30 protein-coding genes are annotated in these 24,399 nt (G+C 64.0%); 10 read left to right on the top strand and 20 right to left on the bottom strand.

Annotated elements, in window-relative coordinates; genetic code table 11:
• Window positions 1-533 precede the first annotated feature (533 nt).
• Entirely contained in the window at window positions 534-893 is a 360-nt protein-coding gene (locus U5771_RS33170) for a hypothetical protein (protein WP_322027852.1), read from the top strand.
• A 40-nt stretch (window positions 894-933) separates the two neighbouring features.
• Here U5771_RS33170 and U5771_RS33165 read toward each other — a convergent pair whose 3' ends face one another.
• The 8 genes from U5771_RS33165 to U5771_RS33130 all read right to left on the bottom strand — a co-directional run bounded on the left by U5771_RS33165 (window position 934) and on the right by U5771_RS33130 (window position 8,730).
• Window positions 934-1,212, bottom strand: coding sequence for a hypothetical protein (locus tag U5771_RS33165; protein ID WP_322027851.1), 279 nt, complete (start codon window positions 1,210-1,212; stop codon window positions 934-936).
• A gap of 3 nt (window positions 1,213-1,215) precedes the next feature.
• Entirely contained in the window at window positions 1,216-2,205 is a 990-nt protein-coding gene (locus U5771_RS33160; RefSeq protein WP_322027850.1) for a hypothetical protein, read from the bottom strand.
• 81 nt (window positions 2,206-2,286) lie between these two features.
• Window positions 2,287-3,159 carry an SET domain-containing protein-lysine N-methyltransferase gene (locus tag U5771_RS33155; protein ID WP_322027849.1) on the bottom strand — a complete coding sequence of 291 codons (873 nt, stop codon included), beginning with the start codon at window positions 3,157-3,159 and terminating at the stop codon, window positions 2,287-2,289.
• Window positions 3,160-3,685: 526 nt separating this feature from the next.
• Window positions 3,686-4,267: a recombinase family protein gene (locus U5771_RS33150; protein WP_322027848.1), complete on the bottom strand. Its 582-nt coding sequence runs from the start codon at window positions 4,265-4,267 to the stop codon at window positions 3,686-3,688.
• 1,042 nt (window positions 4,268-5,309) lie between these two features.
• Complete coding sequence (locus tag U5771_RS33145) at window positions 5,310-7,271, bottom strand: AAA family ATPase (protein WP_322027847.1); 1,962 nt, start codon at window positions 7,269-7,271, stop codon at window positions 5,310-5,312.
• On the bottom strand, window positions 7,268-7,591 hold the full coding sequence (locus U5771_RS33140; protein ID WP_322027846.1) for a hypothetical protein: 324 nt from the start codon (window positions 7,589-7,591) through the stop codon (window positions 7,268-7,270). The genes U5771_RS33145 and U5771_RS33140 overlap by 4 nt, the downstream gene beginning before the upstream one ends.
• A 10-nt stretch (window positions 7,592-7,601) precedes the next feature.
• Window positions 7,602-7,877: a transcriptional regulator gene (locus U5771_RS33135; protein ID WP_322027845.1), complete on the bottom strand. Its 276-nt coding sequence runs from the start codon at window positions 7,875-7,877 to the stop codon at window positions 7,602-7,604.
• Window positions 7,878-8,187: 310 nt separating this feature from the next.
• Window positions 8,188-8,730: a hypothetical protein gene (locus tag U5771_RS33130; protein WP_322027844.1), complete on the bottom strand. Its 543-nt coding sequence runs from the start codon at window positions 8,728-8,730 to the stop codon at window positions 8,188-8,190.
• Window positions 8,731-9,065: 335 nt separating this feature from the next.
• Between U5771_RS33130 and U5771_RS33125 the strand changes: the two genes are divergently transcribed.
• Both U5771_RS33125 and U5771_RS33120 read left to right on the top strand, forming a co-directional pair.
• Entirely contained in the window at window positions 9,066-9,629 is a 564-nt protein-coding gene (locus U5771_RS33125) for an excisionase (RefSeq protein WP_322027843.1), read from the top strand.
• 20 nt (window positions 9,630-9,649) lie between these two features.
• The gene (locus U5771_RS33120) at window positions 9,650-9,979 is read left to right on the top strand and encodes a hypothetical protein (RefSeq protein ID WP_322027842.1); all 330 of its coding nucleotides are present in this window, start codon (window positions 9,650-9,652) and stop codon (window positions 9,977-9,979) included.
• Window positions 9,980-10,020: 41 nt separating this feature from the next.
• On the opposite strand, the gene U5771_RS33115 is transcribed toward U5771_RS33120, so the two are convergent.
• The 5 genes from U5771_RS33115 to U5771_RS33095 form a co-directional block, all read right to left on the bottom strand.
• A complete protein-coding gene (locus U5771_RS33115) occupies window positions 10,021-10,746 on the bottom strand; it encodes a hypothetical protein (RefSeq protein ID WP_322027841.1) in 726 nt (241 codons plus the stop codon).
• A 197-nt stretch (window positions 10,747-10,943) separates the two neighbouring features.
• Window positions 10,944-11,153: an ECs_2282 family putative zinc-binding protein gene (locus U5771_RS33110; protein ID WP_322027840.1), complete on the bottom strand. Its 210-nt coding sequence runs from the start codon at window positions 11,151-11,153 to the stop codon at window positions 10,944-10,946.
• A 432-nt stretch (window positions 11,154-11,585) separates the two neighbouring features.
• Complete coding sequence (locus U5771_RS33105) at window positions 11,586-12,017, bottom strand: helix-turn-helix domain-containing protein (RefSeq protein WP_105132323.1); 432 nt, start codon at window positions 12,015-12,017, stop codon at window positions 11,586-11,588.
• Entirely contained in the window at window positions 12,005-12,286 is a 282-nt protein-coding gene (locus U5771_RS33100) for a type II toxin-antitoxin system HigB family toxin (protein WP_322027839.1), read from the bottom strand. Before U5771_RS33100 ends, U5771_RS33105 begins: the two co-directional genes overlap by 13 nt.
• 473 nt (window positions 12,287-12,759) lie before the next feature.
• Complete coding sequence (locus tag U5771_RS33095; protein WP_415859462.1) at window positions 12,760-13,917, bottom strand: right-handed parallel beta-helix repeat-containing protein; 1,158 nt, start codon at window positions 13,915-13,917, stop codon at window positions 12,760-12,762.
• Window positions 13,918-14,388: 471 nt separating this feature from the next.
• Between U5771_RS33095 and U5771_RS33090 the strand changes: the two genes are divergently transcribed.
• Entirely contained in the window at window positions 14,389-14,733 is a 345-nt protein-coding gene (locus U5771_RS33090; RefSeq protein WP_322027837.1) for a hypothetical protein, read from the top strand.
• Window positions 14,734-14,794: 61 nt separating this feature from the next.
• On the opposite strand, the gene U5771_RS33085 is transcribed toward U5771_RS33090, so the two are convergent.
• Window positions 14,795-15,535, bottom strand: coding sequence for an SDR family NAD(P)-dependent oxidoreductase (locus U5771_RS33085; protein ID WP_322027836.1), 741 nt, complete (start codon window positions 15,533-15,535; stop codon window positions 14,795-14,797).
• A gap of 115 nt (window positions 15,536-15,650) precedes the next feature.
• Here U5771_RS33085 and U5771_RS33080 point away from each other — a divergent pair, with 115 nt between their 5' ends.
• Window positions 15,651-16,265: a TetR/AcrR family transcriptional regulator gene (locus U5771_RS33080; RefSeq protein ID WP_322027835.1), complete on the top strand. Its 615-nt coding sequence runs from the start codon at window positions 15,651-15,653 to the stop codon at window positions 16,263-16,265.
• 80 nt (window positions 16,266-16,345) lie between these two features.
• Here the strand turns inward: U5771_RS33080 and eco are convergent, their stop codons facing one another.
• The gene (gene eco / locus U5771_RS33075) at window positions 16,346-16,846 is read right to left on the bottom strand and encodes a serine protease inhibitor ecotin (RefSeq protein ID WP_284891115.1); all 501 of its coding nucleotides are present in this window, start codon (window positions 16,844-16,846) and stop codon (window positions 16,346-16,348) included.
• Between the two features lie 144 nt (window positions 16,847-16,990).
• Between eco and U5771_RS33070 the strand changes: the two genes are divergently transcribed.
• Window positions 16,991-17,329 (top strand): hypothetical protein, encoded by a 339-nt coding sequence (locus U5771_RS33070; protein WP_322027834.1) that lies wholly within the window; start codon window positions 16,991-16,993, stop codon window positions 17,327-17,329.
• A 183-nt stretch (window positions 17,330-17,512) separates the two neighbouring features.
• Here U5771_RS33070 and U5771_RS33065 read toward each other — a convergent pair whose 3' ends face one another.
• A complete protein-coding gene (locus U5771_RS33065; RefSeq protein ID WP_322027833.1) occupies window positions 17,513-17,914 on the bottom strand; it encodes a hypothetical protein in 402 nt (133 codons plus the stop codon).
• A gap of 117 nt (window positions 17,915-18,031) precedes the next feature.
• On the opposite strand from U5771_RS33065, the gene U5771_RS33060 reads away from it, so the two are divergent.
• Window positions 18,032-18,412, top strand: a complete 381-nt coding sequence (locus tag U5771_RS33060; protein ID WP_322027832.1) for a DUF5594 family protein — start codon at window positions 18,032-18,034, stop codon at window positions 18,410-18,412.
• Between the two features lie 184 nt (window positions 18,413-18,596).
• A complete protein-coding gene (locus tag U5771_RS33055) occupies window positions 18,597-19,964 on the top strand; it encodes an MFS transporter (RefSeq protein ID WP_322027831.1) in 1,368 nt (455 codons plus the stop codon).
• Between the two features lie 25 nt (window positions 19,965-19,989).
• On the opposite strand, the gene U5771_RS33050 is transcribed toward U5771_RS33055, so the two are convergent.
• The 3 genes from U5771_RS33050 to U5771_RS33040 form a co-directional block, all read right to left on the bottom strand.
• Window positions 19,990-20,571, bottom strand: coding sequence for an AAA family ATPase (locus U5771_RS33050; RefSeq protein WP_322027830.1), 582 nt, complete (start codon window positions 20,569-20,571; stop codon window positions 19,990-19,992).
• 16 nt (window positions 20,572-20,587) lie between these two features.
• Complete coding sequence (gene otsA / locus U5771_RS33045) at window positions 20,588-22,009, bottom strand: alpha,alpha-trehalose-phosphate synthase (UDP-forming) (protein WP_322027829.1); 1,422 nt, start codon at window positions 22,007-22,009, stop codon at window positions 20,588-20,590.
• A 150-nt stretch (window positions 22,010-22,159) separates the two neighbouring features.
• The gene (locus U5771_RS33040) at window positions 22,160-22,345 is read right to left on the bottom strand and encodes a hypothetical protein (protein ID WP_322027828.1); all 186 of its coding nucleotides are present in this window, start codon (window positions 22,343-22,345) and stop codon (window positions 22,160-22,162) included.
• A 286-nt stretch (window positions 22,346-22,631) separates the two neighbouring features.
• On the opposite strand from U5771_RS33040, the gene U5771_RS33035 reads away from it, so the two are divergent.
• Window positions 22,632-23,183 (top strand): hypothetical protein, encoded by a 552-nt coding sequence (locus U5771_RS33035; RefSeq protein WP_322027827.1) that lies wholly within the window; start codon window positions 22,632-22,634, stop codon window positions 23,181-23,183.
• Entirely contained in the window at window positions 23,180-23,674 is a 495-nt protein-coding gene (locus U5771_RS33030) for a hypothetical protein (protein ID WP_322027826.1), read from the top strand. The genes U5771_RS33035 and U5771_RS33030 overlap by 4 nt, the downstream gene beginning before the upstream one ends.
• Window positions 23,675-23,744: 70 nt before the next feature.
• Here U5771_RS33030 and U5771_RS33025 read toward each other — a convergent pair.
• Window positions 23,745-24,399, bottom strand: a 655-nt coding sequence (locus tag U5771_RS33025) for an AAA-associated domain-containing protein (RefSeq protein ID WP_322027825.1), incomplete at its 5' end; no start/stop codon positions are given.

The raw sequence follows: 24,399 nt of genomic DNA, 5'->3' as shown, positions 1-24,399 counted from the left end.
GATTGATTGCCGCGGGAGCGGTATACGGGGATTGCACATCGCGCCTTTCGCAGGAAGCAAAAGGCTATGGAGGGCTTCACCTATCGGCGAAGCAGTCACGAGCCCATCAGGAAACAATGGACGGATTTTGGGCGTGGGCCCTACTCAGTTCATTCGGTGATTGAGTCACCGTGCCCGCAAAGCGAGCCTACAGATGGCTGTTCAACAGCTAGGTCTTGCAGTCGATGCCCTTTAACCCGGGCTAGGTATGCAGCAAGATTAGCGATGGCTGCGCGGCTTGGCAACAGCTTTTCGCGGTCTCCGTCCGGCGACGAAGAATGGCGGTCGCGTCTACAGAGTGACGCACGCGACTTTCCGGACGCGCACCTCTTTACCCGTCGATTCGCAAAGTGACGCCACGATCGGCAACGTGGACACACGTTGCATTTTCGCGACGATACTGACCGCCGCACAAATGGGTTCGCGGATACGCCTACTGGGTTTTCCTGCCGACTGCTGCTATGTTTCCGATACCCATCTATGGGGAGACCACCATGAAAATGACCCTTAGCATTGCGATCCTTGGCGCCGTGCTGACTTCAGGCGCGGCGTACGCCAACTGTATCGGCAGCCCAGGTTTCCAGACGTGCACGGATCAAAGCGGGAACACATACAGCGTGAACCGCTTGGGCAACATGACTACGGTGAGCGGTTACAACTCCCAGACCGGTAGCTCGTGGCACGAAACCGCCAATACCCTCGGCAACACGACGAGGATCAACGGTACCGCGGCGAACGGCCAGAACTGGAACGAAACCATCCAGAATTTCGGCAATGGGAACCGGTCTATATCCGGCGTCGATTCCAACGGGAACTCGTTCAGTCACTACTGCACTGCGTACGGCTGCAACTGAGCCGCAAGGCGTGACATCGTTTGCGGAAGTTGCGGGGCAACTACTGCAGGGTATCGGTCCCGCCGCCGAACGGAATGCCCGCGCGCAAACAGCAGGCTCGCGCGAATGGGTCACCTTGCTCGGCGGAGGCCGCCGCGATCTTGTTGAAGATGTTGGCGAAGATTCCTAGGCCGGCATGCTCGGCAAAATCGAGCAGCATGCCGGCCTCGTTCGCGCGATAGATGGCTGCGCAGATGAGTCTGTTTTCGTCGCCGCTCAGGCTGAGCGTGATGTCGACGTAACGGAGCGGAGCGTCGGCCTGTTTCACATTGTTCTGCATGGCTTACCCCATCGTGAAACCGTACGAATTGCCACCGCCCGAGTAGTACGGGCTCGAATTGAACGCACCGCTGTAATCCCCACCGCTGAACGAACCAGATGCGGGGTTGAAGAAGTTCGAGAACGCGTTCTGCACCTGAGTGTTATTGCCGAGCCCGGAGATCCCCTGCGACACCAGACTGCCGAGCGCACCTGCGCCCTGCGCCTGGCTCTGGTACGGCACGGCCTGTGCGCCCTGCCCGTAGTTCATGTACGGAATGGTCTGTCCTTGGATCGATTGCGCCGACGACAGCGGGCCGCTCTGCAACTGAGACGCGAAAGTACCGGCGAGGTTGCCGGGCAGTGCGGCGAGGCTGCCCGCCACCTGATACGGAACCTGCCCGGACTGGAGCATGTATTCCGGCGCTTGCGTCAGCGCGTTTGCGCCGGCCTGACCGTACTGCCCAGCCGTGCTGGCCGCGCCGGTGTAGCCCTGCAGGCCCTGCAGCGCGCGGGACAGCTGGTTGTTCTGCCAGTCGATGTTGAAGTTCGACAGTGCTTGGTTCTGCACGCCTGCACCTGCGGCGGACGAGCCGAGACCGTACATCGAATTAGTCGCGCCGGTCTGCTGCGTGAGCTGGTTCAGCGTGCGGTCGTAGAGCGCACTCTGCGGGTCCAGACCCATGTTGTATACGTTCTGACCTGCGCCAAGCAGTTGCTTCTGCGTGGCGAGGTCGAGATTACCGAGCCCCGTCAGCGCGTTGCTAGCGTTGGCGTACCCGGTTCCCGCGGCGTTTGCTGCATTCTGGTAGCCGGTGCCGTACAGGTTCGTGCCGACGTTCAATCCCTGGCCCAGCGACTGCTGATAGTACGGGATCATCCCGGCGATCTGCGATTGCACCGCGCCCGACTGATCGAGGAGGTTCTGCCAGTCCTGATCCGCATGCTGCAGTCCGGTGGGAACGTAGTAGGACGACGGACCGCCCCCACTACCGCCGGACGTGCTTGGGGACATAGCGCCCGAAACGAGGCCGCCAGCAACAGATCCGAGAATGGGTCCAGCAATGGAACCGATGGCGTCTGCAAATGGCATGGTTCACCCCTTGACGGGCTTCAGCCCAGTTCCGTTGACGGGCATTGCTTGCCGGTAATCGACCGTCACTTCATCGCCACTGCGAATCGGCAAGCATGCGTGCGCCATCAAGTCGCCGTTGGGCAGTGCGACGAATCGGCAATTCGGAATGCCCGAGTGGTTCAGGTACCGGCCGGCCGGCGTGCGCTTCTCGCCGATCCGTGCGGGCGCGACGAGTTCACCCTCCGCGAAATCGCGACGCGCGAACATGCCGTCGCCGTGAATCGCTGACGCGCGGCGCTCGAGCGCATTGACGTCGGCTGGCATTGGAATTTGATCGGACTGGTTCTCGACGAGTCGCGTCACGAGCTCCTGCGTGAGGCCGTACTCGGCGAGAAAAGCCGCATAATCGTCGCGCGCAACCTGCGCGAGCATCTGCACGTTGTTCGCGCCGCCCATGAGTTCGGACGCGGTCGATTCTGTGATTTCCTTGATGAGCTTGTCGATGTCGGTCGTGTCGGTGGCATGGTAGGTCGTCCAGACCGTTTCCTCGATCGCATAGCCGACGCGTTTAGCGCCCGGCTTGGAAACGATCGTGCACGGCGCCACGAGCTCTTTCATCCCCTCGTCGGTCGACACGATGATGCGGCCTTTCGACACCGTGCACAGGTGCTCATGGCGATGTACCGCGCCGGTAATCACGACGCCCGCGGGGATCGTCATCTCGCGCGCGGCCATGCCGGGGGCGAAGTAGTGTCGCACGGGGCAGTCCACCTGGGGCAAGCGCTGAATCTCGCGCTCGAGCGCCTCGACCTTCTCACGCGTGATCTTCCGCCTCGGCCGGTCGAGCATCGAGAACGTCACGGTGACGGCTGCGTTGATGGCGGATTGCTTCACGCTGCCCCCTTCACGCGACGTTCTGTTGCGCAGAGATGCGCGAAAGGTAGTCCGCCGGCGTTTCGATCACGATTACCCGGCCCCGAAGTTTGACCGTATGCGGACGCTCGTCGGACGGGAGGGTGTACAACGTGCTTACCCCGAGACCAACGAGGGAGCACCATTCACGGATCGAGAATCCGGCCTTAGCGGACGAATCGGAGATTGCGCTAGCTGACATGTCTGCACCTACATAGAAAGCGCCGGATTGGCGTGCTCTACGTAGGAATGTCGTTGAGTTTCCCGCTCTACGGATACTGCAACAACACAACGTGCCTGCCTCGCGAGAGACGACTCACGGGAAACGCCCCTGGATGTTTTTTTGTTGCGCGGATTGGAGAGGACGTCTGCAAAATTTCGTCCCCCCCGTCCGGAGGGCCTGGGTGGTCCCAGAGTTAGGTTTGCGCGCGGCGGAGGCAGCGGCGCGCAGGTCAGTCGGAACCCTCCACCACGCGCCAACAGAACAGGCGGCGCGGCTATCGTTCACTCAGGCGTTGAGCCGGTCACGCACACGCATAACGACCTGCCGCGATGTGCCGAACGCTTGCGCAATTCCGTACACGGTCTCGCCGGCAGCCAGCCGTTGCCTCACCTCTTCCTGTTGCGCATCGGACAGCACCGACGGACGACCGAGGCGCGTGCCGGCCGCCTTCGTGCGCGCCAGCCCTGCCTGTGTCCGCTCGATCAGCAGATCCCGCTCGAACTGCGCAACAGCGGTCAGGACGCCCATCGTCATCCGGCCGGCGGCAGACGTGAGATCGACACCGCCCAACGCAAGACAGTGCACGCGGATGCCAGCGTCGACCAGCTTCTGCACGGTGCTCTGTACGTCCATCGCGTTACGGCCCAGGCGGTCAAGCTTCGTCACGACCAGCACGTCGCCCTCCTCCATGCGCTCGAGCAGCTTCTGGAACCCCGGACGCTCCGCCGCGGGTGTGCTGCCGCTGATTGCTTCCTCGATCACACGCCGTTTGTCGATGTTAAAGCCGGCGGACTGGATCTCCTGCAGTTGGTTGGCGGTGTGCTGCTCGACCGTCGAGACGCGGGCGTAAACGAAGGTGCGGGACATGGCCGACTCCGGGCGGATGAGTACGATAATGTGCACATAGTTTAGTACGCGTTCGAAAATACGAAAAGCTATTTTTCATACTCCCCGGAACCTCGTCGCGTGATTGCGTCCGGATACGTTCGTTTGCGTACATATGCCTGAGCATGCCAACCGTTGCCTATTCACCGTCTGTCTGCCCGCTCGGCCAGACATCACAAGGAATGCGAATCATCTACCACCTCATTAGCCGCACTGCTTCGCGATCGAATAAAAGCCTCCAGAACCGTGTCTGCGACGCCCGACATACACACCCGCCAATCGAGTAGCTCCAGGGCCGCCACGGGGCTGAAATTGGCCCCATCAGAGATTTTCTGGTCTGCCTGTTGCCTCCGATCATCAATCGCCAAGACGCGATCCGACCGATGCGTGTTTCTGAACCACGCACGACACCTGTTCGGGCTCCTTCACCCTCGCCGATTCAAGTCGTCGACCGAGCCTTTGCGCGCGCATCACGCACACGCGCACGTATACGCGCGCACGTCACGCGTGCGTACGCGTGTACGAACTCTCGTACCCAATGCGCCAACAGAGAAAGTCGAACTCATTTCCGTTCCCCCGCCTGAATCACCCGCCAAAGCTCGCGCCTCTGCGCCTCTGCGGCCTTGTCGCCAAACCGCGCTCTCACCCGAGCGACGATTGCGCGAGCCGGCTCGAAGTCCCCACGCTTGCCGGCGTGGACTGCCGTCATGAAGTCGCGCCAGTAGCGCAATCTTTCATCGTGAGCCGGCATCGCGACCTCGTAGATCCACTTCCGAAATCGACTGAGTGAGTACGCGAGGTACAGAAGGTACACACCTTAAAGGTGTGTGTACCTTGTACCTCGTAACCTCCCCGGTACATGTACCTCCTTGTACCTTTTTGTACCTGCTGTACCTCGTCCGCCAGCTAAGGCCTCGGCACGTTTGCCCTGATGTACCTTCACCCGCTTTTTCGATCGCCCCGCGGAGCTGTGAAACAAGACGAGGTACAGGGGACAGATCTGTGGTTGAAGCCTCGAAATAGGTCATTTGAGCCCCCCGGCAATAGCCACCATTCCGGCGGCTTCATAAGCCATCGAAGCGTCTACCAGTTTCTTCAGTGCGCGGTACACCGGCCCTTTCGCGTATCTGCCGTCAAAATGCTTCACGACATCCATTTTGCGGATCCCGACCTTATGCGAACGGAGGTATTCGAGCACGGCACCGTCGGCCTCACCGAGTCGTGTGTTGACGCGCGACCGCTCGGACGCATCTTCCGGCAGCACCACGCATGAAGTAACCGCGTTGCCCCACTTCGACAAACCGAGTTGAACGACGTCGAGCCGAAATCCGATGCGCTCCCCCTTGCTTGCAAGGTCGCGCTGCTTTTTGATCTCGGCGCAGCGTCCCGCAGCCGTCTCGGTCACCTCGATTTCGGTATCGATCGCGGCGCGGACGCCGCTCCATCCGCGCGCGCCGGCTGCAACATCCTTCCCCGAGTGATGGATCAGCAGGAAGTGTGCGTCGCACTCGGTGCGAATCCGATCGAAGCGTTCGATGACGCGACCCATGTCCTGACCAGCGTTCTCGTTCGCACCTGCACTCAGACGCGCAAGCGTGTCGCCTACGATCAGCCGGACGGGCTGTTTGCGCTGCGCCTCGAGCTGGCGCACGGTGTCAATAATGGCGTCCGTATCGGCGTCGCCGTCGAACAGGTTGATCGGGTTGCGCGTGACCGCGAAGTTCGGCACCCGAGCACCGTGATATCGCTGGTACGCCTGCAGCCGCACCAGCACCGAGGTCGGTGATTCTGCAGCGAGATACACGACGAGGCCCTGCTCAGTCTGCCGCCCCATCCACGGCTCGCCGCGCGCGATGGAGGCTGCCATGTCGATCACGAAGAACGTCTTACCGCTGTTCGAATCGCCGTATAGCACGCTGCCGCCGCCAGCCGTCAGGAGACCTTGCACCAGCTCGTCCGGTGCCACCACCGCCTCTGGAAGCTCGTCAGCGAACGCGACGTCGAGGCTGAGTCTCGCCTCCGGCTCGCGAGCGGCGCGGAACAGATCCGCCAGCGCATCGACACCGTGCTCGGCCTCGTAGTCGTTCGCGTCGTAGTTCACAGGCTTCCCGTCAGGCAATTCGATCCACGCGCCGCCGACGTCGCGCGCGATCGCCTCGGCATCGGCCTCCTTGCCGCGGTCAGGCACGATCACGATGCGTGCAGCCGGATAGCGCTCGCGCAACAGCGTCGCGACCGTCCGGCAGCGGCCAGCGCCGAATGTCACCACCGCGGCCCCGTTGTAATCGGCGCGCGCGCACGCCCATGCCTGACCGATGCCCTCGCACACGTACAACGTGCCATCCGTTGAGAGCTCGCCTACGACGAACATGCCATCACCAAACGATGCTCCGGGCATGTTCAGCTTCTTGCCAGCGCCCGGCGGTGGGATGAACTGAATCGTGCACAGCTCGCCATCGAGTGACCAGGCGGGCACGGCCAGCCAGCCAACGACGGAGCGCTCTTGAATAGTCAACGCGCTGTCGGCGGGCACGGCACGCAGATCGGCTGCGCTGCCGCGCTTTGCGACGATGTACGGGTGGTCGGTGCCAGCAGTTGGATAGCTGTCAAATGTCGCGGCGACGTCGGTGCGCGGCTTCTGGGCGGCCGGCGGCTTCGGCTGCTGTCGGCGCTTGGGGCGTGACACGCGCGCCGCCCGTGAGTCGCTCTTGCGCGTCTGTGAATCGCCCCAGCCGGATTCACGTGCGATATGGAACAGCGTCGCAGCGTTGATGCCGCCGTCGGCACTGAAGGTGCGCCACTTCGAACGAGCCTCGCGCTCGCTGCCGAAGTTCGCCCCGGTGGCCGACCACTCGACCCACGCATTCTCGTCGCCGCCGGCAGCATGGTAGGCCATACCGATGCGCACCCAATCGTCGTGCGAGCACCCCGCATCGAGGGCAAACAGCGCGTCGCGAGCGCGGCCGGCATCCTGCCCGTTCATCATGCAATCGCCCCGTCGCTGTGCGCCACGTTGGCAGCATCTAGCAGCATCAGCAACACACTCGCGAGTTGAGCACGTGGGATCCGCATCGGCGGCTTTCGGTCAGGATTCGAACTGCCGCTTATACGAAGAAGAACGAAAGCTGGATCGTCGGCCAGTTCAATATGAACATAGAGCGGGCATGCAGCTGCCGCGCGCCGTCCGGCTGCCGTGCTGCAGCGGGAAGCGCTGCCTTCTGCCCGACACTCGGAGTTGCTATACTGCCGCTTGCAATTCTCTTTGGCCGCGCTCGCTTGAGCTGCGGCTTTTTGTTTTTCGACCATGGCGCCCTCCTTACAGGGCGATCGACTTCGGCGCCTGATACCCGGCCGGATCCTTCATCCAGCGATGCACCTCCTCATTCGAGTAGACCGTGCAGCGCTCGGTCCAGCGTTGGGGCTGCGGCGCGCGGCCGTCCTTCACTAGCTTCCGCCACGTTTCGCGGCTGACCGGAATGAAGTGCTTGAGCTGTTCCCAGCGAGAGAATCCGATTGCCGGCAGAGTTTGGGGAACCTTGTTTTCGGTAGCAACGGTGCGCATGGTTTTGCGTCCACGGGGATTGGTTGCCATCTACGGTATTTCGGTTTCCCGTTTTTTCAGTCGCCCCGATGTCGCCTTTATCGTGTCGGGTCTTCCTCGCGACCTCCTGATCCAAGTGCGCCTCGTCACGACCGACTCATGCGCACGCGCGCGTGGAGGCGTGTCGGTTGCGATCCGCGCGTTGCCCCACCCATCAAGATAAGGCGGCAGCAACGCATAAGCCTTCACAATCCGACGCACTGACACGTAGCAGATGGAGACCATATCCCCACCCCGGATGCAAATTCGACGTCCCACCTCTGAAAGAGGCTATGCAACGCCCAATTTTTTGATAGCTAGCTCACATCTGGCCATCAATTCGCCGATGCTTTCTATGTCGCGCCGCTCGGGCTTCCTGTTCAGCAATCGCCGGCACCTTCACTTTGAACGCCTGGAATTTCTTGTCCTCGACTGCCGCGCTGTACCGCGTTCGTTGAAGCGACCTCTCGGCCTTTCCTTCGGGTGATTGAGCAACGAGCAACTGACGCAGTTCATTTGCCTTCGTCTCGATCACACTGCGATCGTAGTCCCAGCTTGTGGAATCGACGCGCAAGTACCAGTTGTCGCATTTGAGGAAGTCTCGACGCGGACCTTTCGCACCTTCTGGGCGTTGGCGCTGCATCCAATAGCAAAGGCCGTTGGCGTCCCAACTAACACTGCGAAACCCGTCAGGCCATTCGATTTCTATCGGTATGACGCCTTCGTCCTCAAGTTGCGTACGCGTGCCAATGAACTCGGTACGCGACCACCCACGGTCCATGATGATGGTCAGTTCGCAACAAGAGATCTCATCGAGCTCGCTGGGAAATGCGGAAGATTCCGACTGTGGCTGGGCGGTAGACATGTTGGATCCTTGAGTGTTGGACCCGCCTTCCGTCGCCAAACGGGGTGGGCGGGCGAATGACAGGGTTGGCGAACCGGCACTCAAGGCATCCGGCATACCCTCGCGGGTATCCCCACCATCGCCCGCCCGTTGACTGGACGTATGCGTAGTGTACGGACGAAAAAATACCGCCATTATGGCGGTCGTCATCCGCCTTGAGTGTCAGGTCGCCAAACCCGACGCTTGTTGTCTCAAGCGCAGTTCGAGACTAGGTCCGAGCCGTCTCGTCGTCAAGCAGAATTTTGTAAACTGTTCGCCGCTTTGCGGACGTATGGTCAACAGATGAGGAACTGTCGATGTCAAAGCCTAGCGAAGAGCATTGGGTACCGCTGGAGGTCGCGGCAAAGGTAATGAAGAAGAGCGCCCATAAGATCCGCCAGCAGATGTGGAATGGCAGCATCCAACGTTATGTGCACTTCCGCAAACCTCGAGACGGTGACTTTGAGATCAACATTCCTGCCTATCTCAACTGGTGCGGTGAGGAAAAGCGTCGTCGCGGCCTTCCTCTGATCGAGCGACTGAATCTCGCGGAACTCGACCAAGAGCGGTATGCCGACTTGATTAAGAGTCTGCAACCACCTGCAGAACCGGAAGTCACCGCCCCGGCACCAGCAGTCCCCGCCCCTGCTCCGGTTGAACCGAAGGAACTTCCTCGAATGATTCCTCTTGAGGTCTGGGCTGAGATAACGTTCGGCGAATACGCACCCTCCCTTGCCACCCTTCGGCGATGGGTTAAACAAGGGCATATCTCCCCTCGGCCACAGAAGGTAGGTCTGAAGTATTTCGCGCACCGCGAAGCCGAGTTCATCGACGCTACAGAGATTCGAGTTCGACGAATGGTCGGACGGTATAGAGGATGAAACGGCACAAGGAGGTTACGATGCAAAGGAACCTACGCGAAGATCTGTCGATCAACTTCGACGAGTGGCTGCGATCAAGGATCAGCACCATCGTCAGCAGAGGTGGTGATCAATCAGCCTCCCACGACATCGACGAGGACCGCGAACTACGCATCGCTCTTCGAGCGGTCGAACTCTATGCGAACCGCCATCCTCGCCCTCCGCAGGTCAACCAGAAGCAAGCGGCCGAAATGCTCGGTGTAAGCGCGCGCACCGTGCACAACATGATCAGTTTCGGAACGCTGAGACTGAACCGCTGCGGACTCGTTTCGATCGAAGAGGTGGACAGGCTGCTCGCCACAAGATCATAGCGGCTTGTTCCGTTGATGCGCCGCGCAATCGGCCGCGGTTATCATCGACTGCGCGGTTTCCGGCAGAAAAAGAGCTTGCACGAACGCATAAACAGCTGCAGTTGGACCGGCCACACGATGGCGCAAGCACCTCGATATCGTTGTATGCCAGGCCGTACTTTCCATCGCCCAGGCTGTGGCATGAAGCCCACCGGGATCTGCTCGACCCCATCGAACATTGATGGCTGGGTCAATTCGACGTGTGATGCTCGAGCGACGCGACGGTCAAGCGCCTGCGGGCCAATTGCTAGATACTGCGCCACACCAACCCTGTCGCCATCAAATCGCTCGAATGTCCGCAGGTATGCGACCGCTTCGGAAAAACGCTCCCCGATCCTGCGCGCCGCCGCGGCCGCTTCCTCGCGCATCTCGATCGATGCCAACGGTTCGTATTTCTCGGGAGCCGAGAGCCGGGCGGCAATGGCGTTTGGCATTAAGTCGCCATCGTCATCGACATCATCTCGGTCGATACGTGCGGCGAAGCGCTCTTGGCGATTGACGAACCTGCCAAATTCGCGCTGTAGGCGCGCGACAATCAGTTCGCGGACGCCTTCGTCTTCTGGATCGGGGTTCGCATCAGGCTCCACGTGAAGCTCGTCGACAATCAACCAGGTCTCGTTCGTCAGGTCTTCCACGGAGTGATCGCCCTGGGACGATCCAGCGATCCGCTCGATCTGCTTGCGAATCAGGCCGATGACACGCTGGAAGAATGCGAAGGCCCTGTTCAACGACTCTCCCAGTCAGCGAGAGACGCCTTAGCCGCTACCGTATCAGTAGGGCGATCCTTCTTCGGCGACGATTTCCGGGCGCAACGCCCAGTACTCGATCTGGAGTGCATTGCGGGATGCTAGATCATTCGTATGACAGATAAAAGCATTGCGGCAACTTTCGTAGGAGCAGTGGTTTTTTATTCGACCGCGGCGAATCATTTCTTTTTGAAAATATCGCCGATGATCTCATCCAACTTCTCTTTCGCGGCTTTGGTCGCAGTTTCCTTAAGCTCAGCGTAGGTGCCAGCTGTAGCCCCGCAACCAGCGCAACGAACCTCCTCCTCGTCCTTGATATCATCGGGCCAAGACAATTGCGTGCCACAAGTGCGGCATTGGAAGGAAATTGAGATATTGCCGTCGGACATATTGGTCTCCTTTTGAAATCTGTGCGTAGATCGCCTCGATCGAAGAGCAGCTTCCGCCATGAATGCAGCAGGCTTGGAAAAATTTAATCATCCCTCGAATAGACGCCAGGTGCCGGCAAGCCGCCAAGAGCAAGCATAATGCTTCCCCCGAGGAAGAGCGCGACAAAAGTCGCAACCCCGATCCATGGTCGGCCGCTCAACCGGCTAACGCTTACACCAACCCATATCGCACCGGCGAGGACACCAAGATAGATGACGAACGATCCGAGTTGGAGAGCAAAGGAGTTGAGCATAGTAGGCCGATCAAACGGTGACAGATGTGATAAGCCCCGCTCGGGGCGGGGCTTGATGTGATACGCCCGGGCTCAGGTGGCTGTCGCAGCATGGCTGCGGCAGAGTTAAGATGGCTCGCGCCGTGGACGGTCGAATCAATCAGATCGGCAGGAATACGACCGGGTTCACATTGAATCGACGGCCCAATGCCGCGATCTGTCGTACATTCAACTCCCGCTTCCCACTGAGGATTTCCGAAACAACCCCCTGACTCCCAATCTCGGGAAGATCAGCCTGTCGGACATCATTCTCCAGCATCAGATATTTGAGGACATCAGCGGGCGATGCATCTGGCAGTTGGTGATGTCCTTCATCATACTCACTGATAAAGTCGCCCAGCGTGGCGGCGAGCGGCGCGAGCCTATGCCCTTCGTCAGCCGCTCCTGCGTCAAGCAGCGCATTCAACGCTCGCACAGCGAAGTCGTACTCAATATCCGAGTTGATCGGATGAAGCGGCACCTTTTGGGAGATAGCCTCGAAGTGCGCGGCCAGCTCCTCGATGTCATTCCGCGTAAGATTCAAAGCTTCCATTTGCTGTACTCCTTGTGCGTGAATACATGACGCACATATAACGTCTGCACATTAAAGTGCACTGCGGCAATGATCCGGAACTTATTGCCGCCGATATCAAACACGTAGAACGCCCCAACCTTGTCTGTCGCATTGAAAGCTTTCTTCAGGTCCGCAAAGCTGCCGAATGTTCCACCCTCGATCGTCTTCCTCCATATCTGGAGTGGCACGCCAGCGTCCGGATGCTTGGCGGCGAAATCGGTCAAGGCTTTGTTGGAGATGACTCGCATGAAGTGACGATATCTCAACCTGAGATTGCACCCAAGCGCTGTTACACATTAGATCTAGGCAGATTCGGCCCCCTTTTTATGGCGGTAATTTCTCCACCGCTGCTTCGTCGCGCTGCGCTCGGGCGCAAGGATGATGGGTTGCTCGTACAGACCCGAACGAGCTACCTGCGAGGGTACCGAGTCTGCGGCACAATTCGTCTCTGTTTCAGTAGCAGCGATTTCTACGGGGCACTTTTGGGGGCACAAATGTCACAAACATCGCGAAAATCCTTCCCCACAAAGTAAACATGAATTCTGTCGGGGGACCAACATTTCCCCGAAATTCCGCCTCGGTCTGAAAATCGCGTCGTCGGCACGCAAAGTGTCCGAACGTCGGCATACCCACGCTCCCACCCGACCGCGTGCTCCGCCGCAACCGCATCTACCGGGCTTTGCCAGACAATGGCCACCAGCCCCGCGGCCCCATCGTCCCATCACTGCATCAACCCCGTCCTGACCTGCGGCATCAAACTCGCATTCGCGCCCGTCACGGCAAACGTCCCCGTCAGCGACGCCCCCGCCGGCAGCGCCAGCAAACTGCCGTCCCCGAGCCGATTCGCATCGACGACGATCTGGTTCGCCGCGCAACCGTTCGTCAACAGCCACACCGGCAACCCGGCGATCGACGAGAACGTATTGCCCGTCACGCTGAACGAACACACGTTTCCATACGCCCGGAACCCCGCATAGCCGGAACCGGACACGCGGTTGTCCGCCACCGTGACATCCGACACCGTTCCCGACCACGTATCCAGCTCGATCGCGCCCTGCTGCGTCGGCTGCAGCCCGTTGTTCACGTTCGCGTTCTGGATGTTGGTCACGGTATTGCCCATGATGACGACGTTCGAAGATCCGTAGGTTTTCCAGCTGTCCTCCTGCGCGACCAGAATCCCCGCCGCCTTCTCGACGCCGTCGACCGTATTGTTCGAGATCGTTACCGCCTGCCCGCCGACGACGGTGATGCCGCGCCCCCACGCGTTGCCCGACACCGCGTTATGGTCGATCAGCACGTTGTTGCTCAGGCGGCCGTCGCCGAGATAGCTGACCACGGCGATCAGATCGTCGCCGGTGCCGGTCACCGTATTGTTCTGCACCAGCACGTTGGTCGAACCGTAGGTCGTATGGATGCCGTCGGCCAGCGTCGCACGCACGGTATTGCCCACGATCGCGACACCGTTGCCGCCGAACACGAAGATCCCGGCGCTCGCGCCGCCCTGGATCGTCACCCCGAGCACCTGAACGTCGCTGCCCGTCACCTCGACCTTGGTCGACTCGGGCGTCGTGAGCCGCGTGGTGCCGGCGCCGGCCAGCGTCACGCCGACGAGCGTCGAACCAGCGCCGCTCATCACGATCGTCTGGTCGGCCGGATTCGTGGCGGACAGCGTCGCGCCGTACCCTGAGATCACCGCCTGCGGCACCGTCACGGCAAGCGAATGCCCGACGACATAGCGCCCCGGCGCAATGACCAGGCGCTGACCGGCCCGCAGGCTGTCGAATGCTTTCTGCAACGCGTCGGCCTGATCGCTGCCGTCGGCGGCCGGAGAAACCGTCACATCGGCGACCAGAATCGGTTTGGTGCCACTGGCAGGCAGAAGCGTCGCGCCGGGCGCTGTACCGGTCGACGCAGCGGTTGGCCCAGCGGTCGACGCAGCGCTCGGTGCCGGGCTGCCGGAATTCGCCGATGCAGCCGATGCGCCGGATGCAGCGCCGGCAGTCGCAACGGACGATGTCGATGTGCCCGCAACGGTTTGCGGTGCCGGTTCCGCGCTGTCGTCGCCACCGCCACATGCGGCAAGACAAAGGCAGAGCGCGGCCAACGTCGCCCGATCGACTGTACGCATACGATGTTCCGCTAACCCAAATTGGCGCCATCGTAAGTACGCTTGATCACTTTGTAAATGAATTCCGCAACGCACCTATAAAACTTTTCGGTGTCCTCTTCCATTCATCACCGCGTCATCACGACGACATGCGACACGCGATCGCACCCGGCCGGATCGCGACGGACATGTACGGCAGGTTGCGTAGAATCCCGAACCTTCGTCTGCAAACGGACCTCGAAGATGATTCGAACGCTCGCGGCCCCGACCGCATTTTTGGCGCTGATCTGCTCAGCGCATGCCGCCGACGCCGGCAGCGCGACCGGCACGGTACCGCCGAAACAACGGTACGTAAGCCCGGGCGTCGCCAACGTCGCGGGCGCGGCAACGCTGCGGCCGGCACGCACGTCGCCCGACGGGCGTTGCGGCGAACTGGCCGCCGGCATCGACGCCGTCACGCATGCGCCGGACCGCGGCCACAAGATCGTGCACGGCATCGGCCCGAACGGCAAGCCGCGCAACGAGCTGCGCGCTTACGACAAACGGGCCGATCTGGAAACCGAGCATCGACGGCTCGGCTGCCGATAACGCACGGCGCGCACGCCATACACACCGCGCCGCCCGATCAGGTCACACCGGCCATCACCCCTTACGCATTCGCGCCACCGTCGATCGTCAACCCCGTCCCGTTGATCGACCGCCCTTCCGGCCCGACGACGAACGCGACGAGCGCCGCCACGTCCTCTGCCTTGCCGTACTGCGGAATCGCCATTCGCGAACGTTGCGCACCGGCATGCTCGCCGTCGGCCGGATTCATGTCGGTATCGGTCGACCCCGGATGCACGAGATTGACCGTGATGCCGCGCGCGCCGAGGTCGCGCGCGAGCCCCTGCGTCCAGCCGATCAGCGCGGCCTTGCTCGCCGCATAGAGGCTCATCCCCGCATCGGGCACGCGGGTCGCGAGGCAACTGCCGGTCGACACGATGCGCCCGCCCTCCCCGAGATGCCGCGCGGCCGCCTGCGACGCGACGATCACCGCGCGCACGTTCACGTTCAGCGTGGCGTCGATGTCGTCGAGCGTGAGGTCGTCCAGCGCGCCAGCACGGAAGATGCCCGCGTTGTTGACGAGGATGTCGAGGCCGCCGAGCGTCTGGGCCGCGCGATCGACCGCGCCGCGCACCGCGGCCGGATCGGCGCTGTCTGCCTGGATCGCGACGGCCCGCCGGCCGAGCGCCTCGATGTCGGCGACGACGGCCTGCGCCCGCTCCGCCGATTTCTCGTAAGTGATCGCGACGTCCGCACCGTCTGCCGCGAGCCGTTTCGCAATGGCCGCGCCGATGCCGCGGCTGCCGCCCGTGACGAGTGCACGCTTGCCTTGAAGTCGAGTCATGAAAGCTCCTGTGGTCATTTATGTAACAACCAATACAGAATGAGGCAGGTTGCGCGGCGCTGTCAATTGAATTATTTTATCGATCGATACAGATATCGACGAAGGAACGGACGTCATGGCTGAACGGGGCCGACCGAGAAGCTTCGACAAGGAAGCGGCGCTGGATCGCGCGATGGAGGTGTTCTGGCGCCTCGGCTACGAAGGTGCGTCGATGACGGACCTGACGGCCGCGATGGGGATTGCGCCGCCGAGCCTGTACGCGGCGTTCGGCAGCAAGGAAGCGTTGTTCCGGCAGGCGGTCGAGCGCTACCGGGAAACGGAGGGGCGCGAGATCTGGGACAGCGTCGAACAAGCCGGCAGCGCGCACGACGCGATCGAGCACTACCTGATGCAGACGGCGCGCGTGTTCACGCGCCGCGGGAAGCCGGCCGGCTGCCTGATCGTGCTGTCGGCGCTGCATCCGGCCGAGCGATCGGATACGGTCCGGCAAACGCTGATCGCAATGCGCGAGCAGACGGTCGCCGCGTTACGCGCGCGGCTCGCCGACGGCGTTGCAACCGGCGAGCTCTCCGCGCATGCGAACCTCGACGCGATCGCGCGCTACTACGTGACGGTGCAGCAAGGGATGTCGATACAGGCGCGCGACGGGGCGAGCCGTCGGGATCTGGAGGCGGTCGCGCAAGCCGCGCTGGCCGCTTGGCCGGCGCTCGCGGGCGCGAGCGGCGGATAACGGCGGGCTCCGGAAAAAAACCCGCGAAACCGCACGCGGCCGTGCGGCGGCAAGCGCCCCCGCACGACCGCGCCGATGCGTTACTGCGTCACGGCGTGCTGCACGTCCTTCGACGCATGCCACACGCGGTAGCGCACGTCGAAACCGTCCGGCACGTACACGACGAGCGGCAGGCGGCTGTTGTAGCGCAGCAGCTGGCCGTCGCCGCGCACCTGCACGAAACGCTGCTGCGGCGCCTGGCCCGGGCAGGCCATCAGCGTCGACGCCGGCCCCTTCACGTCGGTCAGCCGATAGTACGTATAGCCCCAGCCCTTCACGTCCTCGGCGGTCAGCTCGCCGCCGAACCATTGCTGGTTGCAGTCGGTCTGCAGCGTCTTGCCGATCATCAGCTCGACGCGCGCGTCGCCTTCGTTCTCGAGCGCGGGCAGCGCGATCACCGCGCGTTGCTGGCCGGCCGCCGGCTGCGGGAACATCTTGATCGATTCGGCCGGCACGGCGGGCGCCGATGCGGGCCCGGCCGCGCAGGCGGCGGCGGTCGTCACGCAAAGGGCGGCCAGGACGGCCCGGATCGCGAATTTCATCGATGTGCTCCTGAAAAACAAAATAGGCCCCGGATGCTAACACTTTCGCCGCAAGACCTTACGACGCTGTAATTTGACGACACAATTGCATACAGTCGGCGATTCCCGCGCGCGGTATTTATAGCGCAACCAACGGAGAACATCATGCTGAAGCTCATTGCTGCCGCCGGCGTCGCCACGCTGCTGGCCGGGTGCGTCGTCGGTCCGGACGCCGGATACGGCTACGGACAGCCCTACTATTCCGATCCCGGCTACGCGTACGGGCCGGCCTACGGGGCCTCCCCCGTCTACGGCACGGTCAACATCTGGGGCGGCGGCGGCGGGCGCGACTGGGATCGCGGACACCGCGACTACCGCCGCTGGGATCGCGATCGCGGCGATCGCGGCAACCATGGCGGCTGGGGACGCGGCGGCGGACGCCGCGGCGACTGGAACGACGGCGGCGGGGGCGATCAGGGCAACGGCGGCGGCCATCGCCACTGATCCAATTGCAACCGTTTGTATCCGCCCGCGGCCTCGCACGGCCGCCACGTGGCGCGTAACAACCGATGCTCGCGATATGACAAAGGCCCTCGCATCACGCGAGGGCCTTTCCTTTTGTCGTCCTGCGTACAAGCCATTCAGTCGACGCCGGCCACCGGGCGCCGAAGCCAGCCATCCGCCCGCTTACCAGCCGGCCGGCTGCGCATAGCCGCGCGACACGGGCGCGCCGCACACGTACGCGCGCTGATAACGGTCGTAGCAATAGTTCGGGCCGTCGTCCTGGTATTGCGCCTGCTGGTAGGTCGGATAAGCCGGCTGCTGGTACGCCGGTGCCTGGTAGTACGTCGGCGGCTGATAGGCCGGTGCCTGATACACGGGCGCCTGGTACGCGACGGGCGGATTCATCGCCGACGTCACGATCGCGCCGAGCACCGCGCCGCCGATCAGCGCGCCGATGACGGCGCCCCCGTCGCGGCCATGCGCGGACGCCGGGCCCGCCACGGCGAGCGAACCGGCGAGGACACATACAGCGGCAATCTTTTTCATGATGGACTCCCACGCGAAGTGGTACTGGATGCGATGCATTGTGGCGGCGCGCGGCCGTAATAGATGCAGCAAGTGGTAACGCGCCATTACGGGTATCACGCGCGCCGAAACGCGGCACCGTCGTGCTACGATTTTCGGCACACAGGAGACGCCTTCATGCAGCCCGAAACCGCCCGCCGTTTCGATACCGAATTCGCGCCGCGCATTGCGCAGGCGATCGCCGCCGTCTTCGCCGATCACGTGCTGACCGACGTCGTCCCGTACGGCGGGCACGGGCAACCGACGCGCGTGCAGATCCGCAGCGCGCCGCACGAGCACGTGAGCGGCTTCGTGCATCCGCTGAACCTCGAGCTGACCTGGGACACCGACGAGATCGAACGGCTGATGGAGCCCGACGGGCCCGCGCGGTTCGAGCACTACCTGAGCGCACTGCCGCGGAAGCTGGGCGCATGGCAGGGCGCGCGCGACATCGACCTCGCGTCGCGCACGCAGGCCGCCCCACTCGTGCGGCTCGGCGGCCTCGACTTCGAAGGCTGAATGCACGCGCCGGCCGGCGGCGCCGGCGCCGGCGTCGCGCGATGCGGCCCGGTGATACACTCGACCGGTTCCGCGCCGGCGCCGCCAGGCCGGCCGGACCGTTCACCGCCGCCTCCGCCCGCAAGCATGGTTGCGCACGCAACCGGCACCCGGGCGCGCGGACAACCACGCTTTCGCTCCCGCCATGAACGCCGATACCGGCCTGCCGCTTCCGCAACGCTACTGGGCGATCGTCTGCGTCGCACTGGGCATCACGCTCGCCGTGCTCGACGGTGCCATCGCGAACGTCGCGCTGCCGACGATCGCGCGCGACCTGCACGCGTCCGATGCCGCATCGATCTGGATCGTCAACGCATACCAGCTCGCGGTCACGATCACGCTGCTGCCGCTCGCGTCGCTCGGCGAACGCGTCGGCTATCGCCGCATCTACATCGCGGGTCTGGCGCTCTTCACCGCGGCGTCGCTCGGCTGCGCGCTCGCCGGCTCGCTGCCGACGCTCGCCGTGATGCGCGTGATCCAGGGGTTCGGCGCGGCCGGCATCATGAGCGTCAACGCGGCGCTGGTGCGGATGATCTACCCGTCGTCGATGCTCGGGCGCGGGCTGTCGATCAACGCGATGGTGGTCGCGCTGTCGTCGGCGATCGGCCCGACGGTCGCATCGGCGATCCTGTCGTTCGCGTCATGGCCCTGGCTGTTCGCGGTCAACGTGCCGATCGGCATCGCCGCGGTGTTCGGCAGCCTCCGTGCGCTGCCGGCCAACCCGCTGCACGACGCACCGTACGACTTCCCGAGCGCGCTGATGAACGCCTGCGTGTTCGGCCTGCTGATCATGGCCGTCGACGGGCTCGGTCACGGCGAAAGCCACGCGTATGTCGCGGCCGAGCTGGCCGTCGCGTTCGGCGTCGGCTACTTCTTCGTGAAGCGGCAGCTGTCGCAGCCGGCGCCGCTGCTGCCGGTCGACCTGATGCGCATCCCGATGTTCGCGCTGTCGATCTGCACGTCGGTCGCGTCGTTCACGTCGCAGATGCTCGCGTTCGTCGCGCTGCCGTTCTGGCTGCAGCATTCGCTCGGCTTCTCGCAGGTCGAAACCGGCCTCTACATGACGCCGTGGCCGCTCGTGATCGTATTCGCCGCACCGCTCGCCGGCGTGCTGTCGGATCGCTACTCGGCGGGCATCCTCGGCGGCATCGGGCTCGCGCTGTTCGCGGCCGGACTGCTGTCGCTCGCGACGATCGGCGCGCACCCGGGCACCGTCGACATCGTGTGGCGGATGGCGCTGTGCGGTGCGGGCTTCGGGCTGTTCCAGTCGCCGAACAATCGCGCGATGCTGTCGTCGGCGCCGCGCGAGCGCAGCGGCGGCGCGGGCGGGATGCTGAGCACGGCGCGCCTGACCGGCCAGACGCTCGGCGCCGCGCTCGTCGCACTGATTTTCGGGCTGGCGCCCGATCACGGGCCGACGATCGCGCTCTATGTCGCCACCGTGTTCGCGGCGGTCGCCGCCGTGGTCAGCATGCTGCGCATCGCGTCGCCGCGCCCCGACGCGGCGGCCTGACGCAGCCGCGCGCCGCAGCCGCCGATCAGGCGGCGTCGAGCGCGTCCATCACGAAGCGCACGCGCGCCTTCACGCTCACGCGCGGCAGCTCGATCAGCCGATACCCGTACGCCGTATAGCAGTCGACCATCGCATCGTAGGTGCGCACGGCCTCCGCGAAATCCTGCCGGCGCTCGGTATCCCGCGTGTAGATCTCGGGCCACGGCGGCGCGATGAACACACGCCGGTGATAGCGAAAGCGCCGCGCCGCGGCCTCCGCATGCGCAGGCACCGCGAGGCCCGTCAGCCGCAGGTAGCCGATCACATCCGGCACGCCGCGATCGAAGAACACGGGCCCGCGCACGCATCGCGCGAGATGGTACGAACGCATCTCCCAGTTCAGCATCAGCTCGGCGAACGCGGCCCGGTCGCGCCACGGCAGCGCTGGCCCGTCGACGGCCATCTGGTCGCGGATCACGCCACGCCCGGCCTCGTGCGAGCGCGCGAAGCCGGTGCGCTCGAGCGCGTCGAGCAACGTGCTCTTGCCCGAGCCCGGGCCGCCCGTGACGACGAAGAAGCGGGCGGCCGCATCGTCCGCCGCAACGCCCTCCTCCACGCGCTCGGACATGGGCTCAGACACCGGCTCAGACATGCGCGGCCCGCCGGCCCGCGCGCCGCGTGACCGACGCGGCCGCCGCGACGCTGCGCAGGTCGGCGACGAACGTGTCGCGCCAGACCGACAGGTTGTTCTCGCGCAGCCGCGCGAGGTTCTCCTCGTGCCGCGCCTGCCGCTCCGCGAGCGGCATCGACAGCGCGCGCTCGAGCGCATCGGCCATCTGCGACAGGTCGTACGGATTGACGAGCAGCGCGCCGGTCAGCTCGGCCGCCGCCCCCGCGAACTCCGACAGCACGAGCACGCCCGGATCGGCCGGGTCCTGCGACGCGACGTATTCCTTCGCGACGAGATTCATCCCGTCGCGCAACGGCGTCACGTAGCCGACCTGCGACATCCGGAAGAACGCCATCAGCAGATTGCGCTCGTATTTCCGGTTCAGATACTGGATCGGCGTCCAGTCGAGCTGCGAGAAGCGGCCGTTGATGCGGCCGGCCTCGCCTTCGAGCGTCTCGCGAATGCGCTGGTAGGTCTGCACGTCAGAGCGTGTCGGCGGCGCGATCTGCACGAGCGACACGCGCCCCTGCCAGCCCGGCGCGTTGGCGAGCATCCGCTCGAACGACTGGAAGCGCTCGACGAGCCCCTTCGAATAGTCGAGCCGGTCGACGCTCATCACCAGCTTGCGGCCCCCGAGCGCGTCGCGCAGCATCTTCACCGGCTTGCGCGAGCCGTACTGGACGGCCGCCTCGGCGATCGCATCGGGATGCACGCCGATCGGATAGGCGGCGACCTTCACGACGCGGCCGTGCGCATGCAGCATCCCGTCGTCGCTCGCCGCGCCGATGCCGCGCCGCTCGATGTAGTCGGTGAACGCCTGCTTGTCGGCATCGGTCTGGAAACCCGCGATGTCGTACGCGCACATGAACTTCACGAGTTCCTCGTGCGGCGGCACGACGCGCAGCATGTCGGGCGACGGAAACGGAATGTGCAGGAAGAAGCCGATCGGGTTCTTCACGCCGAGCTCGCGCAGGCAATGCGCGAACGGCAGCAGGTGATAGTCGTGCACCCAGATCAGGTCGTCGGGACGCAGCAGCGCGGCGAGTTGCTTCGCGAGCATGGCGTTCACGCGCAGATAGCCCGCGTACTCCTGCCGGTCGAAGCGCGCGAGATCGCCGCGGTAGTGGAACACCGGCCACAGCGTCGCGTTCGAGAACCCGCGGTAGTACTGATCGTAGTCGCGCCGGGTCAGCCCGAGCGTCGCGTACGTGACGTTGCCGTCCCGCTGGATCGCGGGTGCGGCGTCGGGCGTACCGACGATCTCGCCGTTCCAGCCGAACCAGACGCCGCCGGTTTCCTTCAGCGCGTCCATCACGCCGACCGCGAGACCGCCTGCGCTCGGGCGCGTGTCCTCGCCGGCGGCGACACGGTTCGATACGACGATCAATCTGCTCATGCGGCTTCCCCTCCTCGATTCGATTGGATGACGCGCGGCGCGCGCCAAGGCGGACGCGACGGCCCGAAGGCAGTCGCGCGGCGATTCAGATGTGAGCGATGCAACAAAGCGCGCAATGCAATGCGGCAGCGGAATGCAACGGCGACGGGCTCAAGCGTCCTGCTCCTGGCCGAGGTCGCGTTGATAGTCGAGGCCTTCCGGGCGTGCGCCGCCCTGGTTGTGATCGCCGTCGGACGGCGTCTCGCCAGGCGTGCCGGCCGGCGCGTCGGTCGGCGGAGGCGGGCGCTCGGCGCCTGCATCAGGCGGCCGGGGAGAAAACCGTTTCGAACGGCGCATGGCTGGGTGTCTCATATGCAGCGTGGCTCGGAGCCGACGGAGAAACATTCCATAACAAAACAGTCTAGGTCGCTTCCTCGCATGCCACGGTAACAATTACCTTCAATTTGTAACGTTTCGACCCCTGCCCAGCCATCTGTCCGACAATAGCGCCGCGCGTACGCGCGACCCTCCGTCCGGCGATTTGTCAAAGCTTTGCAGTTTTCCTATGACAATTGCGAAACAATGACGCGGCAAGGGGGCGCGCATGCGTCGCCGCTCACCCAGACAGGACTTGCACTCAGGGATGAACATTCGTTTCGAACCGCCGCGCCGGGCCATGCCGGCGCGCATCGTGCTGGCCGCGATCGCCACGGCCGCACTGCTGTCCGGCTGCAACTCGCTGTACAGCGAAGGCGCGACTGCCGGCGCCGGTATCGCGGGCGCCGCGATCGCTTCCAAGGTCACCAACAACGCCGCCGTCGCGACGGGCATCGGCCTCGGCGCCGTCGCCGGCGCACGTGCGGGCGTCCAGTACACGCAGCGCGTCGCGCACCGCTACACGCAGGACCAGATCGCGAAGGCGGCCGGCCCGCTCGACGTCGGCGGCGTCGCGCCGTGGACGACGCACCATTCGTTCCCGATCGAGGACGACGAACAGGGCCGCGTGACGGTCAGCCGGATGATCAGCATCGGCCCGCTCGACTGCAAGGAAATCGTGTTCGCGGTCGACACGCCCGCGAAGGCCGACAAGGCCGCGCAGTCGGCGTTCTACATCGCCACGATCTGCCGCGACGGTCCCGTGTGGAAATGGGCGTCTGCGGAACCGGCGACCGAACGCTGGGGCGCGCTGCAATGAGCGTCGCGATCCGTATCGCGGCGATCGGCGCGCTGTGCGCGGCCAGCGCCACGCTGTCGGGCTGCGGCTCGGTCGGCGCGGCGAGCGGTGCGCTCGCCGGCGCGGCGACGGGCCTCGTCACCGCGAACCCGGCCGTCGGCGTCGGTGTCGGGATCGCCGTGCAGGCGGCGACCGACGAAGCCGTCAACCGCACGATGAAGCAGCTCCATCAGAATCAGCAGGACGCGATCGCGAAGGCGGCCGGCAGCCTGGCCGTCGGCGAAGTGAAGCCGTGGAAGGTGGCGAACACGCTGCCGCTGGAAAACGGCGAAGGCGAGGTGCGCGTCACGCGCGCGTACTCGACGGCGCTTGCGCTGTGCAAGGAATTCGCGTTCTCGGTGAAGGACGGCAACAAGGCCGACTGGTATTTCGCGAATGCGTGCCAGCAAGGCACGCACTGGAAGTGGGCGTCGGCCGAACCGGCCGTCGACCGCTGGGGCAACCTGCAGTAACGACGCGATGCGCGGCGCCCGCCAGGCGCGGCGCATGCGGATGCCGGGCCGGACGGCTCGGCTCGGCCGCTCAGGACTCGACGTCCTCGAGACTGAAGATTTCGGTCTGGTCGTTGTACGAGAAGATCTCGCCGTAACGGCCCCAGTCGATCACCGCGTCGAGCGTTTCCTCGGCCGCGCCGTCCGACAGGGAATCCTCCAGCTCCTGCTCGAAGCGCACGCGCGGCGCACGATGGCCGGGACGCTCGTTCAGCACCTTCTTGATCCGCGCGGCCAGCGGCACATGCTTCAGCAGGTGATCCGCGAACATCAGCTTGCGTTCCTGCGTGCCGAATTCCGCGAACACGCGCCCCGGCGGCGTCAGGAACACGTCCCCTTCCCGCACGTCCGCGAAGCCGAGGTACTGCAGCACTTCGGCGATCGGGAACAGGTCGTCGACCTCCAGATGCAGCGTGCGGGCGATTTCCGGCATGTCCGCGCGGCCGTGGTACGGCGCCATCGCGAGCGTCTCGATCAGGCCGGCCATCAGGTTGGTCGACACCTGCGGCAGCCAGCTGCCGAGCTCGAGCCCCTTCTTCGTCGCCTCGCCGGTCTGGCGGGCCGTCATCTTCGCGTAGATGTCGTCGACCAGCTTGCGGAACGCCGGGTCGAGACGGTTGCGCGGATGCTTGAACGGCACCTTGATCTCCGCGATCACGCGGCCCGGGTTCGACGACAGCACGAGG

The organism is Burkholderia sp. BCC1977 (assembly GCF_905339595.1).
Lineage (GTDB): Bacteria > Pseudomonadota > Gammaproteobacteria > Burkholderiales > Burkholderiaceae > Burkholderia.
The sequence above is the reverse complement of the archived record's forward strand: the minus strand, read 5'-3'. Positions and strand labels throughout refer to the sequence as shown.